15 protein-coding genes and 1 riboswitch are annotated in these 17,193 nt (G+C 47.7%); of the genes, 11 read left to right on the top strand and 4 right to left on the bottom strand.

Features of this window, described 5'->3' with window-relative positions; genetic code table 11:
• The first annotated feature begins 31 nt into the window (after positions 1-31).
• Positions 32-2,116 carry an excinuclease ABC subunit UvrC gene (gene uvrC / locus MKY75_RS19915; protein WP_069012624.1) on the top strand — a complete coding sequence of 695 codons (2,085 nt, stop codon included), beginning with the start codon at positions 32-34 and terminating at the stop codon, positions 2,114-2,116.
• Here uvrC and MKY75_RS19910 read toward each other — a convergent pair.
• Entirely contained in the window at positions 2,085-3,815 is a 1,731-nt protein-coding gene (locus MKY75_RS19910; protein ID WP_069012625.1) for a CPBP family intramembrane glutamic endopeptidase, read from the bottom strand. The genes uvrC and MKY75_RS19910 overlap by 32 nt on opposite strands.
• Positions 3,816-4,076: 261 nt before the next feature.
• Positions 4,077-4,230, top strand: a riboswitch (cyclic di-AMP (ydaO/yuaA leader).
• Between the two features lie 413 nt (positions 4,231-4,643).
• Here MKY75_RS19910 and MKY75_RS19905 point away from each other — a divergent pair.
• Together MKY75_RS19905 and MKY75_RS19900 are read left to right on the top strand one after the other, a co-directional pair.
• Positions 4,644-5,984, top strand: coding sequence for a TrkH family potassium uptake protein (locus MKY75_RS19905; RefSeq protein WP_318628008.1), 1,341 nt, complete (start codon positions 4,644-4,646; stop codon positions 5,982-5,984).
• Positions 5,985-6,002: 18 nt separating this feature from the next.
• Positions 6,003-6,680: a potassium channel family protein gene (locus tag MKY75_RS19900; RefSeq protein WP_340886319.1), complete on the top strand. Its 678-nt coding sequence runs from the start codon at positions 6,003-6,005 to the stop codon at positions 6,678-6,680.
• A 5-nt stretch (positions 6,681-6,685) separates the two neighbouring features.
• Here the strand turns inward: MKY75_RS19900 and MKY75_RS19895 are convergent, their stop codons facing one another.
• Positions 6,686-7,591, bottom strand: coding sequence for a LysR family transcriptional regulator (locus MKY75_RS19895; protein WP_029518250.1), 906 nt, complete (start codon positions 7,589-7,591; stop codon positions 6,686-6,688).
• A 226-nt stretch (positions 7,592-7,817) separates the two neighbouring features.
• On the opposite strand from MKY75_RS19895, the gene MKY75_RS19890 reads away from it, so the two are divergent.
• The 7 genes from MKY75_RS19890 to MKY75_RS19860 all read left to right on the top strand — a co-directional run bounded on the left by MKY75_RS19890 (position 7,818) and on the right by MKY75_RS19860 (position 14,614).
• A complete protein-coding gene (locus tag MKY75_RS19890) occupies positions 7,818-8,492 on the top strand; it encodes a succinate dehydrogenase cytochrome b558 subunit (protein WP_025724031.1) in 675 nt (224 codons plus the stop codon).
• Between the two features lie 94 nt (positions 8,493-8,586).
• Positions 8,587-10,332 carry a succinate dehydrogenase flavoprotein subunit gene (sdhA, locus tag MKY75_RS19885; RefSeq protein ID WP_039272682.1) on the top strand — a complete coding sequence of 582 codons (1,746 nt, stop codon included), beginning with the start codon at positions 8,587-8,589 and terminating at the stop codon, positions 10,330-10,332.
• 19 nt (positions 10,333-10,351) lie between these two features.
• The gene (gene sdhB, locus MKY75_RS19880) at positions 10,352-11,119 is read left to right on the top strand and encodes a succinate dehydrogenase iron-sulfur subunit (RefSeq protein ID WP_013311795.1); all 768 of its coding nucleotides are present in this window, start codon (positions 10,352-10,354) and stop codon (positions 11,117-11,119) included.
• Between the two features lie 171 nt (positions 11,120-11,290).
• Positions 11,291-12,100, top strand: a complete 810-nt coding sequence (locus MKY75_RS19875; protein ID WP_340887108.1) for an aminoglycoside N(3)-acetyltransferase — start codon at positions 11,291-11,293, stop codon at positions 12,098-12,100.
• Positions 12,101-12,164: 64 nt separating this feature from the next.
• Positions 12,165-13,109: a metallophosphoesterase gene (locus MKY75_RS19870; protein WP_340886317.1), complete on the top strand. Its 945-nt coding sequence runs from the start codon at positions 12,165-12,167 to the stop codon at positions 13,107-13,109.
• 104 nt (positions 13,110-13,213) lie between these two features.
• The gene (locus tag MKY75_RS19865) at positions 13,214-13,954 is read left to right on the top strand and encodes a metallophosphoesterase family protein (protein WP_318628009.1); all 741 of its coding nucleotides are present in this window, start codon (positions 13,214-13,216) and stop codon (positions 13,952-13,954) included.
• Positions 13,955-14,005: 51 nt separating this feature from the next.
• On the top strand, positions 14,006-14,614 hold the full coding sequence (locus MKY75_RS19860; protein ID WP_340886316.1) for a GNAT family N-acetyltransferase: 609 nt from the start codon (positions 14,006-14,008) through the stop codon (positions 14,612-14,614).
• Positions 14,615-14,965: 351 nt separating this feature from the next.
• Here the strand turns inward: MKY75_RS19860 and MKY75_RS19855 are convergent, their stop codons facing one another.
• Positions 14,966-15,844, bottom strand: coding sequence for an NAD-dependent epimerase/dehydratase family protein (locus MKY75_RS19855; RefSeq protein WP_340886315.1), 879 nt, complete (start codon positions 15,842-15,844; stop codon positions 14,966-14,968).
• A 263-nt stretch (positions 15,845-16,107) separates the two neighbouring features.
• On the opposite strand from MKY75_RS19855, the gene MKY75_RS19850 reads away from it, so the two are divergent.
• The gene (locus tag MKY75_RS19850; RefSeq protein WP_238437842.1) at positions 16,108-16,380 is read left to right on the top strand and encodes an alpha/beta fold hydrolase; all 273 of its coding nucleotides are present in this window, start codon (positions 16,108-16,110) and stop codon (positions 16,378-16,380) included.
• Positions 16,381-16,417: 37 nt separating this feature from the next.
• Here MKY75_RS19850 and MKY75_RS19845 read toward each other — a convergent pair whose 3' ends face one another.
• Positions 16,418-17,158 carry a GTP pyrophosphokinase gene (locus MKY75_RS19845; protein ID WP_165148567.1) on the bottom strand — a complete coding sequence of 247 codons (741 nt, stop codon included), beginning with the start codon at positions 17,156-17,158 and terminating at the stop codon, positions 16,418-16,420.
• Positions 17,159-17,193 lie beyond the last annotated feature (35 nt).

Here is a 17,193-nt window from a genome sequence, read left to right as displayed (position 1 = left end):
GTCATTAAGAATGGAAGGAGGAACCGGGCAAATGAAACCTTATGCGGAGGACTTGCAGAATCAGGAGAAGGCGCTGGAGAACATACGGCACAAATTAGCGTTACTGCCGGATGCATCAGGCTGTTACCTGATGAAGAATAGCGAAGGCACCATTATTTATGTCGGCAAGGCCAAAGTGTTGAAAAACCGGGTCCGTTCCTATTTTACAGGTAGCCATAACGGCAAGACGCAGCGACTGGTTTCCGATATTCGTGATTTTGAATATATCGTTACAGGCAGTAATATGGAGGCGCTCATTTTGGAGTGCAACCTCATTAAAAAGTACCAGCCGCGTTATAACGTGCTATTGAAGGATGATAAAACCTTTCCGTATTTGAAAATTACGAACGAGGCACACCCCAAGCTGGAGGTGACCCGTCGCGTTCTGAAAGATAAAGCAAAATATTTTGGACCGTACCCCAATTCCTACGCGGCACATCAGACGAAGAAGTTGCTGGACCGTATGTATCCGTTACGCAAGTGTGGTGTGATGCCCAAGGAAGTGTGTCTGTATTATCACATGCATCAATGTTTGGGGCCTTGTGTGAAAGAGGTCGAAAAGGAAACGTATGACCAGATTGGTCAGGAAATTGGTTCCTTTTTGAGCGGGGGACATGAGGAAATTAAAAAGGATCTTCAGCGTAAAATGCAGGAGGCCGCAGAGGAATTGTACTTTGAGCGGGCCAAGGAGTTGCGAGATCAGATTATCAGCATCGACGCGATGATGGAAAAGCAGAAAATCACCACATCGGATGCGAAAGATCGAGATGTATTCGGTTTTTCAGTAGATAAGGGCTGGATGTGTGTACAGATCCTATATGTCCGCAAAGGTAAAATGATCGAGCGCCATATGTCGACTTTTCCTTTCTACGGTGAGGCTTACAGTGATTTTATGTCCTATGTGACGCAATATTATAGTGACAACCCAGCAGTGCCGCAGGAAATATTGCTGCCGGATTCTCCTAAGCTGATGCAGGCGAAACAGGTCAATGTCGATCAACCGGTTGCGGCAGAAACTGCACTCTACAGTGCACCTACAGCCGATGTTACCGGACAGACAGATGAGAATGCGATACAAACGGAGACAGAGCATTCTGCTGACTCACTGCTGGTGGCTGAAGAACGGGCAACTTATGCAGCGGCAACGAATCAAGATCAAGCTGGTGACCAAGATGCCGAGATAAAGGAAATAGAAACTCAACTATCCGGTGGACTGGAGGACCCGAGTACGGCGGCTCTCGCTCTGGCTGAATGGTTGGATGTAAAGGTACTTGTACCGCAGCGTGGACTGAAAAAGCAAATGACAGGCATGGCGACGGAAAATGCACGTGTAGCTTTGGATGAGAAGTTTAAGCTGATCGAGCGGGATGAGGAACGAACATCCAAAGCTGCAAGCAATCTCGGACGTGCCATTGGGCTGGATAGCTTGCACCGGGTGGAGGCATTTGATAACTCCAACATCCAGGGTTCCGATCCAGTCTCAGCCATGATCGTGTTTATTGATGGCAAGCCTGCCAAGAAGGAGTATCGAAAATATAAAATCCGTTCTGTGCAGGGACCCGATGATTATGAAACAATGCGTGAGGTTATCCGGCGTCGATATGAACGTGTGCTTAAGGAAAATTTGGAACGTCCCGACTTGATCGTTGTCGATGGTGGACGTGGACAAATTAAGGCGGCGACCGATGTATTGCAAAATGAGCTGGGTTTGTTCATTCCTGTATGTGGTTTGGTGAAGGATGCCAAACATAGAACATCCCAACTATTGGTGGGAGAATCCTCTGAGGCCGTGACACTTGCACGTAATAGCGAAGAATTTTACCTGCTGCAACGGATTCAGGACGAGGTTCACCGTTTCGCCATCACGTTCCACCGCGAGCAACGCGGCAAATCTATGGTAACTTCCCGGCTGGACTCTATTCCAGGCATTGGCGAGAAACGGCGTAAGTTACTGCTTAAGCATTTTGGATCGCTCAAAAAAATAAGAGAGGCCAGTGTCGAAGACTTCCGGCCTCTCTCTATTGGGGATAAGCTTGCGCGTCAGATTATAGCTGCCCTTCGGGAGGAGGAGTCGTAGAATGCGACTCCTCTTTTTGTATAGGTTCAAACATCATTCGATTTGGCTTTTTAGGACTAAACCAATAAATGATGTAACCCACAATGGCTGGAAGTAAGATCCAGAATAGGCCCGCGCTCACGTTCACAGTATCTCCCAGACTCATCACACTAAGTCCCATTAGAATGCTGTCAAAAATAACGTGGCTGAACATGGCGGCAATAAAGCCGTAACGCAGGAACACAAAACTGAACAGCAAACCAAGAAAAGTCAGCTCAATAGGTCTGGAAATCACTGGATAGATCGGATAAAGTGTATGTCCCAGTGCCCAAATCAGCGTGGTGATCAGACAAGCAACAAAAGTATTTTTCACTATTTTTTTGACCATCGGAATACCAAACAGACGGTAGACAGTCTCTTCACCAATACCTGCCATCCAGGCCATAATCGGCAGTAGCCATGGATAAGCCATATTGTAAGGGGATTGCGTGGCATCTGTGGTGGAGAATGTATTAAATGTGCGCTCCAGTATAAAGAATAAAATGGATTGTACCCCGAGCAAAATAAAGGCCCACAAGTAGCCAACATACATACTGCGAAGCACATACAGCCCGTAGCCCGGCTCTTTCGCACGTGGCCATGCATTCAGTCCAACCTGACGCATAAGTCCGTCACCGCCGACCAAGGAGAAGTAGAGCGCTACAGCCATGACGAAGGTAACACCAATCTGGAAAACCATAAGAAATAGAAGCATGCCCTTACCGCCTGCTTCTGCTTGCAATAAAGGCAGCATGTTCATGGTCCCAGCTATACTAGCAATAAAGTATATAACGGATAGAACAATGCCGCGTACAAATGAAGTATGTCGTCGGGTGAGTGACGCATACACAATGGCAAGTACACCCAGCACAAAGCTAAATAGGGCATAACCCGCATAGGTCATCCAATTCGCCCAAAATGTTTGCTTTTCGATATAATCGGTATAGGATGACGGGGCCGAAAAGCTTTGAGTGAAGGAGCGAACATCACCGTCTTCAAAAGTAAAAGCCAGTGTAAGTACCGAGGCGCCAATTTTTTTATCGTCTACGGTATACTTTAATCCGCCTTCTTGTTCAGTGGTCGCGAGCTTCAAGTCCGACGGCTTAAAGCCAAAGCGCTTCACCCATACAGCGGCCGCCTGCTCCTTGGCTTCAAGCGTCATGCCGTCCTCAGCCACACGTACAAGCCTGTTACGTGCTTGTTCATCCGTAGAAATATCAGCCTGCGTGTAATTGGTGCTGGAGGTGATCCGTTTAAAACTAACGACCTTCCCAGTGGATAAATCTACATGAATTTGCAGCTTGCTCTTCGCTGAGGATTCAGGCAGATCGACCCGAAAGGTTTCGTAAGGGTAATTTTTCTTCCATGTACGGTCGTACTGTTGAAGCAGTTTTTCTCTAGATAAATAACCGTACAAATCTGTTTCGGCCTGATAGGTTACCAGAGGCTCCTCTGGCTGTGATTCAGTATATCCCAGCTCGGAGCGGGCGAAGTCCAATGCGTGTATGACCGCTTCTTGTTTGCTGATGACCTTTGCATTCATTACTGATTCTGGACTCGGATTGCTAAGCGAGGGAATAAGCAATTGAAAGATAAAAAAGCAAATCAGGCCAATCCCGCCCAGCAAGCCTAATTTTTTGAAGTTGGCCGTGAGCACGACCGGTTTCCCGATAGGATTCATGAGTTTCCTCCTTAATCTGTAAATAAGAACATCCATTAAAGATATCATACTGCACAGGTTCCCGCCAACAGACCAGCGATATTCATGAAAATAGAGTGAAAGCACTTTAAAGTTCCAATAAAATAAGATAAGCTGCGATTAAACGATGCCCATTCGCAAAATAAAGCCAATTTCACGTTTTTTCGACGAAATCGGTTTTGTGATCTGGATATAGAAGGATTATAATCTTGAGGCAATGCCTATAAAATACATAGGTAATGATATACAGTTGAGCCGAATTTCTATGGGAAAACGGGGGAACCATGTTACTGGGGTGAATTTTACAGCCGATCACTGGTGGATCGGAAGTGTAAATAGGGCATACTGTGCTGCCCGAATCCGTCAGCTAACCTCGTAGGCTATGAGCAGGAACCAAGTCAGGCACTCGGTTTTCCGGTGTCTTTTTTTGTGTGTATAAAAGTGTTTGGATTGGTTAGATAGACCGCTGCGGGTGCAGATTATTCTTCCGATTGCTGTTATCCCCGGATTTTTTGATTGTATACCCCCTTTAATGGTTAAAATCCGGAGATAAAGGCAAACGCTTCGCTTCTTCAGAACAATTCTGCCCCCTTCGCTACTGCCCGCCAATAGCACAGGGGACCGAGTAGTGCTTGACATGCATTCTTCCTGTATTCAGGGAATGCTAATTATAGTTAACTAAGGTTTGGAAAAATCAAAAAATTCAGGGGCAACGACGATCGGAAGATCAAATGGAACGCGTAGCAAGCTTACACCGTATTAAATCACTGTTTTTATAGTTTTAAGAATTAGGAGAGAAGTGATGAATAGATGAATCCCAATGCAAGCTGGCTCCGGCTTTCTCCACCGCAGATATTCGTTGCGGGCTTTGCCATTATCATTCTAATAGGTAGTTTATTGTTAATGCTGCCGATCTCCAATACAACAGGAAAGCCACTTGCGTTTGTAGACGCTTTGTTTACTGCCGCTTCCGCGACCTGTGTTACAGGGCTTGTCGTAAAGGATACGGGGACCTTTTTTACAACCTTTGGTCAAGTTGTTATCGTGGCGCTCATTCAGATCGGCGGTCTGGGCTTTATGACCATGGCTACCTTAATCGCGCTGGTGTTCAAACGTCGGATTTCCTTGCGGGAGCGACTCATTTTACAGGAAGCGATGAATCAGACCTCTGTCGAAGGAATTGTCGGATTGATCCGTAAGGTGCTGTTGTACTCGCTGGTCATTGAGGGCATATGTGCTGTAATATTTGCGATTCGCTGGTCGTTTGATATGCCTGTAGGCAGGGCGATTTATTTTGGGATTTGGCATGCCATCTCCATGTTTAACAATGCTGGTTTTGACTTATTCGGGCACTTTCGCAGCCTAACAGGTTATGTATATGATCCGATTGTTAATTTTACAGCCATGTTTTTGATTATTTCAGGCGGCATTGGTTTTGTAGTGATGTCGGACCTGGCAGAATATCGCAAGCGTAAGAGACTGTCCTTGCATACCAAGGTGGTACTCAGCATGACGGGCGCTCTGATTGTAGTCGGCACGCTCGTGATTTTTGTGTTTGAGTTTACGAATCCAAAGACTCTTGGCTCGCTTGATTGGGGTGGTAAACTGCTGGGATCTTTATTCCAGTCTGTTACTCCCCGTACCGCAGGTGCCAATACACTGGACATTGCAGGCTTGCGGCAGGCTACGCAGTTTTTTATCATCATACTCATGTTTATCGGGGCTTCTCCTGGCTCCACTGGAGGCGGGATTAAGACCACAACATTCGCGCTGCTCATTGGAGCAGTGATTTCGATGCTGCGGGGGCGGGAAGATATTGTGCTGTTCAGGTATCGACTTGCGCAGGGACGAATTTACAAGGCTTTGACCATTACACTGCTGGGGCTGCTGTTCGTGATCGGGGTGACGATGATTTTGTCAGCAACCGAAGATCATCATTTTCTGATGATCTTGTTCGAGACGGTGTCTGCGTTTGGTACGGTGGGGCTGTCGATGGGGCTTACACCTGATTTGACAGTCATAGGCAAGCTGGTGATTACCCTGACGATGTTTGCAGGTAGACTGGGGCCACTCACGCTAGCTTATGCACTGGGGCCGAAAAAGGGTAAAGAATTATATCGTCATCCGGAAGGTAAAATGATTATAGGATAAGGGAGTTTTCGAGTAGACATGAAAACGCAGCAGTTTGTAGTTATTGGCTTGGGGCGGTTTGGCTCAAGCCTAGCTTTGCAATTGGTGGATATGGGGTGCGAGGTGCTAGGCATTGACCGGAATGAGGATGTTGTGGACAGTATGAGTGAGATGTTGACACATACTGTCGTGGCGGACGCTACCGATGAAGACTCATTGCGATCACTGGGCATCCGTAATTTCGATTGCGGCATTGTTGCTATTGGTGATGACATCCAGGTAAGCATCCTGACCGCCATTTTGCTGAAGGAGCTGGGTGTGAAAAAGGTCGTAGCCAAAGCCATATCTGTGCTGCACGGGCGTGCGTTAGAAAAGCTCGGTGTGGATCGGATTATTTATCCAGAACGGGACATGGGTATCCGTGTGGCTCACCAGCTAGTCACGCCTAATTTGCTCGATTATTTGGAGTTGTCTAAGGAATACAGTATTGTGGAACTCAATGTACCTGCATGTCTGAACGGCAAAACGCTTGCAGAACTAAATGCTCGCACCCGCTTTGGCTGTAGTGTCGTGGCGCTTCATACGGCGAACGGTATCTTGATCGCACCGACGGCTATGGATCGGCTAAAAGAAGACGATATTATGGTCATCATCGGCTCAAATGACAATATCGGCCGCTTTGAGGATGAGGTTGTTAATGTCAATGAAGAGGGCTAAACTCTCTACACCATACGATAGCCTGCAAACGACGCACGTGTCTCGCTAATCCAGCGTCGTGCTGTCGGACCGAGATCGGTCGTCTCCGAGTAAATGAGGGAGGTCGTTCGGCGTGTCTCCTTCAAATCGGGCAAGTACAATGCAGTGAGTCCATTATCCCGCAGCAGTTCGCTACGCAAATAGGATTTGGGTAGCAAGGCGGAAGCCTTACAGGTTGGAAGCAGGCGTACAATCGCCTCGAAGGAGTCGATTTCCATGCGGATATCCGGCATGATGCCGCTGCGCTGGAACAAGTCATCCGTCAGACTGCGGTACCAGGTTCCTTTGGAGAAAATAATCATCGGCAATCCTTGCAGATCTTTCATCGAGGCCGTTCCTGTCTTAACGGTTAATTCATGTCCAATGGGAACAACGAGCTCCAAATGATCGTCAAATAGCGGAATGCAACGCAGTCCGACTTCATGAATGGCAGACCCGACAATACCGGCGTCTGCTTTTTTGTCACGTACAAAGGCGACGATTTCATGGGTTTTACCGGTGAGCAGCTTCAGCTCGGTTTGAGGATGCTTGCTCATAAAAGCTTCGACAAGGGTAGGCAGCGTTGTCTGGAGTGTCGTGAGACTTGCGCCGAGTGTAAGCATACTCTGGGCTTCATTTTTGTGCTGGGAGAGCTTTTGTAAGAAGCGAAGCTGCCGTTGCCGTTGCTCTAGTGCGAATGTATAAACAAATCGGCCGGTGGACGTAATTTCGAGTCGTTTGCCCCGACGATCAAAGAGATTTACACCCAGCTCTTCCTCTAGCTTGGCAATTTTGCGGGACAGGGCGGGTTGGGACAGATTCAGCAGTTTGGAGGCTTTATTCAGGCTGGACTGCTCGACAATGACGGCAAAAGCGTTCAAATCCTCAAACAAATCATCCACTTCCTCTCTATATGCAAAAAAGACATAATAATTAATACGTATATTGCAATTCCATTATAAGCCGAAAAGGAGTAACATGAAAGCGACACAAGATGTTCACACTTTTGTTTTTCCTAATAAGGGACACCTTGTTGGACATTTCCTGTCGGGAACTGTCAATTTATATGTTATATTACTATTGAAAACGCTATTATTGGGAGAAGGGAGCATGACCTAGATGAGAGGATTTTATTCCAGAAAGCTGCATTCGCTTCTTGGCGTCATTCCGTTGGCTCTATTTTTTGTTGAGCATTTGGTGACGAACTTCACAGCGGTGGAGGGCGGCAAGGAAGGATTTAACCGCAGCGTGGCCTTCCTGAATGGTTTGCCGCTGGTTATTGTACTAGAAACGTTATTCATCTACTTGCCATTACTGTTCCACGGAATTTATGGCTTGTATATCGCTTATCAAGCTGATCCGAATGTCAAAAGGTTCGGCTATTCACGTAACTGGCGCTTTCTGTTCCAGCGTATTTCCGGCGTCATTACGTTTGTATTTATTATCTGGCACGTATACGACACACGCTTTCAGGTGGCTCTGGGTAATGTAACTCATGAGGAGCTAGGCGGGGTCATGCATGGCATCGTGACGAACCCGGTTTATTTCATTTTGTATCTAATCAGTGTCGTTTCGGCATCCTTTCACTTTGCTAACGGACTGTGGGCATTTATGGTCAGTTGGGGGATTACCGTGGGACCACGTGCGCAAAAAGTATCTTCTTATATCTGTATGACCCTGTTCGTGGTGGTGTCTATCGGCTTCATCGCTTCCCTGCTTGCATTCCGCAGCGCGGAATTTCAGGAAATAGCAACTGCCTTGGTGCAATGCAGTACTTTTAAACAACTACTGTAAATGAGTCATATCCATTATACATTGTGTTGAAATTCTATTTTCAAACGTAAAAGGGGATTTGGTTAAAAATCCTGAAAAAAAGGAGTGAGCAGAAATGGCAGCATCCAACATTATTGTCGTGGGCGGCGGTCTGGCAGGTCTAATGGCTACGATCAAGGCGGCAGAGGCGGGAGTTCACGTTCATTTATTTTCTTTGGTTCCGGTCAAAAGGTCCCACTCCGTCTGTGCTCAAGGTGGCATCAATGGTGCGGTAAATACCAAGGGTGAGGGAGACTCCCCCTGGATTCACTTTGATGATTCGGTCTATGGCGGGGATTTTCTGGCCAACCAGCCTCCGGTAAAAGCGATGTGCGAAGCGGCGCCGGGGATCATTCATCTCATGGACCGCATGGGCGTCATGTTTAACCGGACACCGGAAGGACTGCTGGACTTCCGCCGCTTCGGCGGTACCCAGCATCATCGGACCGCCTTTGCTGGTGCGACGACAGGACAGCAGCTTCTGTACGCTCTCGATGAGCAGGTACGGCGCTGGGAATCTGCGGGTTTGGTGACCAAGTATGAAAACTGGGAGTTTTTACAGGCTGTACTGGATGATGAAGGCATCTGTCGAGGGATTTGCGGGCAGGATTTGCGTACGATGGAAGTGAAGACTTTTGCGGCGGATGCAGTTATTTTGGCATCTGGTGGGCCCGGGATTATTTTCGGTAAAACCACGAATTCCGTCATTAATACGGGCACAGCTGCCGGTGCGGTGTATCAGCAAGGCGTACGCTATGCGAACGGTGAGTTTATCCAGATTCATCCGACGGCTATACCAGGTGATGACAAGCTACGTCTCATGTCCGAGTCGGCACGGGGAGAGGGCGGTCGTATTTGGACGTATAAGGACGGTAAGCCATGGTATTTTCTCGAAGAAAAGTATCCAGCTTACGGAAATCTGGTCCCTCGCGATATTGCGACACGTGAAATATTCAGTGTATGCGTTGATGATGGACTGGGTATTAATGGCGAGAACATGGTCTACCTCGATCTGTCCCACAAGGACCCGAAAGAGCTGGATGTAAAACTGGGCGGCATTATTGAAATTTATGAGAAATTCGTCGGTGATGATCCGCGCAAAATTCCGATGAAAATATTCCCGGCTGTTCATTATTCAATGGGCGGCATGTGGGTCGATTACAATCAGATGACCAATATACCAGGCCTGTTCGCGGCTGGTGAGTGTGAATTCCAATACCACGGAGCGAACCGTTTGGGTGCGAACTCGTTGCTCTCAGCCATTTACGGCGGGATGGTGGCTGGACCTAAGGCTGTGGAATATATCAAAGGCTTGAAAAAATCTGCACAGGATACAGCGTCCTCCGTATTTGATGCCGCAGTCAATCAGCAGACGGAGAAGTATGAGCGTATTTTGCATATGGACGGAAAAGAAAATGCCTATGTTCTTCATAAAGAGCTGGGCGAGTGGATGACGAACAACATGACTGTGGTTCGTTATAATGACAAGCTGGAAGCTACGATCCACAAGATCAAGGAGCTGAAGGAGCGTTATTCTAACATTAACATCAATGACGCTTCGCGCTGGAACAATGCGGGTGCGGCGTTTACACGGCAACTGTGGAATATGATGGAGCTGGCTGAAGCGATGACCAAAGGTGCGCTGCTGCGCAACGAAAGCCGTGGGGCCCATTACAAACCAGACTTTCCAGATCGCAACGATGAGGATTTCCTGAAAACGACGATTGCGGACTGGACACCGGAAGGACCACAAATCTCGTATGAAGCGGTGGATGTTTCGCTGATCAAGCCGCGTATTCGGGATTATTCCAAGAACAAATAACGGAAGGGAGTGTATTTAGATGTCGGAGCAAGCAGTGAAGTCGAATAAAACAGTGAAGTTCGTTGTGACCCGTCAAGCTGATCCTAAAGCCAGTCCCTATACGGAAGAATTCGAATTGGCTTATCGTCCGGGAATGAATGTGATTAGCGCGCTGATGGAAATTCAGCGTAATCCGGTGGACAGCCACGGTAAAGAGACGGCTCCGGTGTGCTGGGAGTCGAATTGCCTGGAGGAAGTATGCGGAGCATGCTCCATGGTGATTAACGGCAAGCCGCGTCAGGCTTGTGCGGCGCTTGTCGATAAGCTGGAGCAGCCGATTACGATTGCACCGATGAGCACGTTCCCGGTAGTACGGGATTTGGTCATTGACCGCAGCCGGATGTTTAATGCGCTCAAGAAGGTCAAAGCGTGGATTCCGATTGACGGTACCTACGATCTGGGCCCTGGTCCTAGAATGGCTGAGAAAAAGCGTCAGTGGGCGTATGAGCTGTCCAAGTGCATGACCTGTGGTGTCTGTCTGGAAGCTTGTCCGAACGTCAACGAGAAGACGACGTTCATCGGACCTGCGGCGATATCTCAGGTTCGCCTGTTTAACAGCCATCCGACAGGGGAAATGAATCAGGAAGAGCGGCTAGAGGCGTTGATGACAGACGACGGGCTGGAAGGGTGCGGGAACTCGCAAAACTGCGTACGCTCTTGTCCGAAAGGTATTCCGTTGACCACTTCTATTGCCGAAATGAACAAGGAAACGACCAAGCATATGTTCAAGCGCTGGCTGACTGTATAGCACTAGACAGCGAATAGGTTATGCCCAAACAGGCTTTTTCTCAAACTGGAGAAAGCCTGTTTTTTGCGCTCAGGAATGATGGAGGGTAACATGGAGGAAGGAGCGCGGGATAGCAGTTATGGTATAATTATGGTATTGTGTATCGTTTTTGGAGAAAAGGAGGCTGGACAGGTGACTGTGCAACCGATAACGAATCGACCTGTCACTAGGTCGGATGTATTGAAGGGATTAGAGGATCTGGGGGTTCGGAGCGGCATGACATTGCTTGTTCACTCGTCGATGCGCAGCTTTGGACGCTTTGTTCCAGGCTGGGCCTCGGTCATTCTTGCCGCACTAACCGAAGCAGTTGGCCCGGAAGGGACGCTGGTGATGCCGACACAGTCACATGACTTGACTGATCCCTCGACTTGGATGAACCCGCCTCTGGATGAGTCATGGTGGGAACTGGTACGCGAGGAAATGCCCGCTTATGATCCGGCCTGGACGCTGACCGGAGGGATGGGCATCATTGTAGAAACGTTCCGTGGCCTGCCGGGAACCAAGCGCAGCGGGCATCCGCATGTTTCTCTGGCGGCACGTGGACCCACAGCTTCGGAATTACTGGCAGCTCATGAGCTCGACTTTGGACTGGGTGAGCATTCGCCCTTGGCGAAGCTGTACGAGGCAGATGCTTATGTAGTGCTGTTGGGCTGCGGACATGACAGCAACACGTCCCTGCATTTGGCGGAATATCGAACAGCCTACAATGGACGTGAAGTGATCACCCATCAAGCTCCTATGATGGTGGATGGAGCAAAAGCGTGGGTATCTTTTCAGGATTTTAATATTACCTCAGATGACTTTGAGAAGCTGGGACTTGATTTTGAACGGGACTGTCCCTCAGCTTTTACGCGGGTGAACATTGGGGAGGCTTCATGTTTTTTCGCGAGGCAACGTGATTTGGTAGACTATGCGGAGCAGTGGTTGTCCACCCATCGCTAAAGCTTTTGGACGGTAAGAATTCGAATAAGTGAGATCAAGGAATAGATCGCAAGGGGGAACGCATATGGAGAAGACGCCGCACACCCGCCGCGAGAGTCAGGATGGCCCGCATCAGGGGGCCGCTATCCCTCCCGGTTCTTCGCGGCGTTCCGTTTCAAATGAACCAGCCAATCCTTCGCGCCGCCATTTTTTGAAAAAAGCGGCTTTAGCCACAGCCGGAACCGCGCTTCTAGCTGGAGGATATGCTTCCTTATGGGAGCCTAATCATTTGGAAATTACACGCTTCAACTTGTCTATCCCTCGTCTTCCGTCTGCTTTTGACGGAATCAGGGTCGTACATTTCAGTGATGTGCACTTGGGTTTTCACATGGATGAGCAGGATTTACGCGAGCTTGCGGACCGGATAGCAGGTCTGAAGCCAGATTTGCTCTGTTTTACAGGCGATATTGTGGATGACTATGCAGTATCCATGAAGGCTGCTGTTCCAGTTATGGCTTCTATGTACGCCACACTTGGCAAATTTGCTATTCTGGGCAATCATGATTATAGAGGCTTACCCGCCGGAGTACAGGAATTGTATCCGAAAACCGGGTTTACGTTGCTGAGAAACGAGCATGCGATTGTAGAGCTTGCGGGACAGCGTGTAGCTATGGTCGGTTTAGAGGATAACATCATGGGCAAGCCCAATCCGCAGCGTGCCATCCACGGACTACCTGATGAGATGTGCAAGCTCCTGCTGATGCATGAGCCGGACTATGCAGATGTGGCGGCGCAAATGTCCTTTGATCTTCAATTGTCGGGGCATACGCATGGAGGACAGGTACGCTTGCCGGTCATTGGAGCGCCAATGCCGCCTCCGGGTGGACGCAAGTACATCCAGGGATTATTTCATGTGGGAACGGAGAGAATGCCGCTATATGTTAGCCGAGGCATTGGCATGACACATCTGCCGATTCGCGTGCTGTGCAGGCCGGAGCTTAGTGTCATTACACTAAAATCCGGCCAATAGGCCATGATTTTTTTTCATCTTCGTCATATAGTTTGGAACTACATAAAGATGGCTTGAATGTAGTGTAGAGATGTAGTCGTTTCGGACAAAGGAGTGAGGTTCAGATGGATCGTATTGCTGTCATTTCAGATATTCATGGCAATTGGCCTGCCTGTGAGGCGGTGCTGGAGGATATTGCTTCCCGAGGCATTAGCCGTGTGTTTTGTTTGGGGGATCTGATCGGCAAAGGGCCTAGCCCGAGCGAGGTTCTGGATGCTGTCCGTCAACGTTGTGAAGTGGTCGTGCGGGGGAATTGGGATGAGCTGGTCAGTATTACGGATGATCTCAATTTTAGCTGGCAAGCCGAGCGCTTGGGGGCAGAACGAGTGCAGTATTTGGCACAGTTACCGTTTCATTATGATTTCAGAATGAGCGGACGCCGTATCCGTCTGGTGCATGCCTCGCCGCAAAGTGTGTATCACCGTGTGCAGCCATGGGATGAGCCGGAAAAACGGCTTGCCATGTTCGATCCGTTAGCAGAAGAAAATGGAAAAGTTGCTTTTGCTCCGGATGTTGTGGGATATGGTGATGTGCACAATGCTTTTATCCAGCATTTTCAGGGAAAAACACTTTTTAACGTCGGCAGTGTCGGGAATCCGTTGGATGTTACGCAGGCTTCCTACTGCATTTTAGAGGGGGAGATGGGAGAGGAGCAGCCTACGTCCTTCTCCATTCATTTTGTACGTGTACCTTATGATATAGAACTGGCGGTAAAACAAGCGGAGGAAGCTGATGTGCCTTCTTTGCCGTATTATATTCGAGAGCTGCGTACAGGAATTTACCGCGGGATTCAGGAACTGGATTAAGTATGGAAACATTCATTTCTAAAAGCCAATCCATCCGCAGGAGGGAACATTGTGCTGACCAGAGAAATGCTTCGTCTTGGGCTACCGGAGCTTTACACCCGCCGAGTCCGATTGCGCCAGCTAAGAACGGAGGATTATCCCGCGCTGGAACGGATCCTATCCGATCCATTGGTGATCCAATATGTGAATCGAATTCGCAAGCCAGTCTATGCACGAATGCGGCGTCTGGTTGCGCAAATTAAAATTTCTTCCGATTCACTAGATTCCCTGCATTTTGCGGTGGAATGGCATCCGAGAAATACAGAAGAAAGCAATCTACTTAGTGAATCCAATGAGCTTACCTCTTCACCGTTGCTCGGTATCGTCTCTTTTCAGCAATGGAATGAAAGAACGGGGGAGGCGCAATTGGGCTATATTCTGGATCGTCCTTTTTGGGGACAGGGGCTGGGTACAGAAGTGGTGGGAGAAATGTTGAATTTTGGTTTCGGATCTTTGAAGCTCCATCGGATCGAAAGTCGTTGCCAAGAGGATAATCAGGCTTCTATGCGAGTGCTTATGAAAAATAAGATGCGCCTGCTGCGTACCATTGGTGCTTATGATCCCTCAGGAGTGGTACCAAGTGTATTGGTATTTTCGATAACCCAAGGGGACTATGCATAGAAATGGAAGTGGAATATTTTGTTACAAAGATGAAATATAACTGCAAAACAACTCTAACACAGGACGGGTACAATACAGACATGACCCCCTTTTGAATAATATATGTTGCTGGGCCCGACGATTCGGGTCCTCTTTTTTTGTTATCCTATAGTAGGGCCTTCTCTATTTCTGCGGAAGCGAGTAGCCTTCTTGCCTTGGCTGTGCTCAGTTATATTTCAATTTGTTACAAAAATGAAATATAACTGCAAAGTTACTTTAACATAGAGTGGGTACAACATAAACATGACCCCCTTTGAATCATATATATATTGCTGGGACCCGAAGCTTCGGGTCCCCTTTTTTTTGTGATTTTTAGGAACGGGTCAGGCTGGTTATCAGCTCTGGAAGCCATACATTTAGGGAGAGAAATGAGTACCCCTCTGACTGGGCTTTGGACGTATCCATGTACCACGATTGTGTAATACCAAATGGAGACATGTGCTCGTCTGCTGTTTTTTCTTTCATCACAGCTTGTTTTCCAGTTACCTGCTCAATGATCGAAATGATCTCTCCAATCCTCACTGTACCGTCGGAGCAAGCATTTACAGGCCCTGTTAAAGGAGTGTGACCAAGCCAAAACAGAAAATCTGCGGCTTCATCGGAACGAATAAATGAGATTTGTGCTGCGGAATTAGGGACTCCGAATTCTATTCCTTCACGAACATGTTCGATATGAAAATGAAGTCTTTTCGTATAATCGTCTGTCCCCAATACAATTGGAAAACGAACAGAAACTACAGGAAATGTAGCTTGCTGCATAAAAACTGCTTCTGCCTGCCGTTTAGCCTCCTGATATGTAAAATCGTCCTTCCCGCCCTTGCGAACCGGGTAAGCCTGAGGGTCAAAGATGCTCTCTGTCAGCACTTCCGGGCTCGAATCATAGACGGATAGGCTGGAGGTCACGATATACCTCTTGGCTTTAGCATCAAAAATGCGGCAGGCTTCGCTTGCTTCATCTGGGGAAAAGCAAATATTATCATAAACAACGTCCCACACTTGCTCACCTACGGCCTCAGCGAGCGCTTGCGGGTCGGTACGGTCTGCACAAATCCGCTGAACGCGGTCAACAAACGAATCGCTTGCTTGGCCCCGTGTGAGGATGGTAACGGAGTTCTCGGAACTCTCTAGCAGACGTTCCACCAGTCTCTTGCCAAAAAAGCGCGTTCCACCCAGTACAAGTATCTTTTTCATACTTACATCACTCCTCCTAGAATGGTTTTCATTTATATTAAGATAGACGGACTAATGAATGTAAAAGATACAGGACGCAATGAAAAAAAGGAGGATCATATGCCATACGTAGAGATTCAGGATTTAGAAATGTATTACGAAAAAATGGGTACAGCTGCGAGGCAATGTGGCTTTATATTGTGCGGTGAAGCACCCTCAAATGTTTGCGACCGTTACGACCATAGGCTGTAGTGGAGTCGCATGTCCTGAGGGGGCAGATGAATTTGATTATGCGTCAGAGCGCACAGGATTGGCGCCAATATCCGCAATTGACACGTAGTGAGTTAAGTAGCATTACGTGCCCTGCATTATTTATCGCGGGTGAACATGACGATTTCGCCACAGAAGAGCAACTCCTGGAATTATGCTCAGGGGCCCAAGACTCACGTTATCTAATTGTTCCGGGTTGTAGTCATCGACCGCACATGCTTAGAGAGAAGCCGATCTTAATCAATGATTCTATTCTTTCATTTTTGAACAAACATGCGATTCGTTGAACCAATCATTCGCATAGCGGTGGAGCACCGCCTAATCCTACTCTCCTAGAAGCTTCAAGAAATTGGCCGGCACCGTAATTTGCTGATTATTAATCATAATCTTCCGAAGCTCCTCCATGGAGTCCTCTTCACCTCTAGCGTCTTTAATCTCCTTAATTTCACGATGCAGTCGCTCCATTTGGAGATCTAGCGCATTAGCGGAGTCTGCTGCGTTCTTTAATTCACGTGTCAGACTTTCGGGAACGGACTGGTTGTACTTATAAAAGATTTTATGCTCCAGGCTGGCCCAGAAATCCATCGCAATGGTTCGAATTTGCACCTCTACGCAGACTAGCTCCTCACAATCCGACATGAATACAGGAACTTGAACCAGCAAATGCAGGCTCTGGTAACCGTTCGGCTTGGGGTTCTTGATGTAATCCTTAATTTCCAGCACCTTCAAGTCACTTTGTCTCTGAAGCATGTTACTGACATCATAAATATCAGAAATAAAAGAGCAAGTAATACGCAAGCCGGCGATATCCTTGATATGATCTTTGATAGCATCCAGCGATAACTCGCTATGTTTACGAATCATTTTATTCATGATGCTCTCAGGAGATTTAAGGCGTGATTTGGTATGCTCAATAGGGCTGTAATCGTGTAATGCCTGAAATTCCTGCTTTAATATTTCAATCTTGGTTTCCATTTCGTCGAGCGCAAATTTATAGATTAGCATAAATCGCGTGATGTCATGCTTTAGCTTTTTAAATTTGTCCATAGGATCTTCCAAGTGCATATGTAATTCTCCTCACACATAGATGTCATAATCTT

Source organism: Paenibacillus sp. FSL L8-0663 (assembly GCF_038008125.1).
Taxonomy (GTDB): Bacteria; Bacillota; Bacilli; order Paenibacillales; family Paenibacillaceae; genus Paenibacillus; species Paenibacillus polymyxa_D.
The sequence above is the reverse complement of the archived record's forward strand: the minus strand, read 5'-3'. Positions and strand labels throughout refer to the sequence as shown.

Excerpts from the sequence above, each read along its gene's own strand:
- sdhB (WP_013311795.1), top strand. The coding sequence starts at position 10,352 with ATGTCGGAGCAAGCAGTGAAGTCGAATAAAACAGTGAAGTTCGTTGTG.
- uvrC (WP_069012624.1), top strand. The coding sequence starts at position 32 with ATGAAACCTTATGCGGAGGACTTGCAGAATCAGGAGAAGGCGCTGGAG.
- sdhA (WP_039272682.1), top strand. The coding sequence starts at position 8,587 with ATGGCAGCATCCAACATTATTGTCGTGGGCGGCGGTCTGGCAGGTCTA.
- MKY75_RS19855 (WP_340886315.1), bottom strand. The coding sequence starts at position 15,844 with ATGAAAAAGATACTTGTACTGGGTGGAACGCGCTTTTTTGGCAAGAGA.
- MKY75_RS19910 (WP_069012625.1), bottom strand. The coding sequence starts at position 3,815 with ATGAATCCTATCGGGAAACCGGTCGTGCTCACGGCCAACTTCAAAAAA.
- MKY75_RS19905 (WP_318628008.1), top strand. The coding sequence starts at position 4,644 with ATGAATCCCAATGCAAGCTGGCTCCGGCTTTCTCCACCGCAGATATTC.
- MKY75_RS19870 (WP_340886317.1), top strand. The coding sequence starts at position 12,165 with ATGGAGAAGACGCCGCACACCCGCCGCGAGAGTCAGGATGGCCCGCAT.
- MKY75_RS19865 (WP_318628009.1), top strand. The coding sequence starts at position 13,214 with ATGGATCGTATTGCTGTCATTTCAGATATTCATGGCAATTGGCCTGCC.
- MKY75_RS19845 (WP_165148567.1), bottom strand. The coding sequence starts at position 17,158 with ATGCACTTGGAAGATCCTATGGACAAATTTAAAAAGCTAAAGCATGAC.
- MKY75_RS19900 (WP_340886319.1), top strand. The coding sequence starts at position 6,003 with ATGAAAACGCAGCAGTTTGTAGTTATTGGCTTGGGGCGGTTTGGCTCA.
- MKY75_RS19890 (WP_025724031.1), top strand. The coding sequence starts at position 7,818 with ATGAGAGGATTTTATTCCAGAAAGCTGCATTCGCTTCTTGGCGTCATT.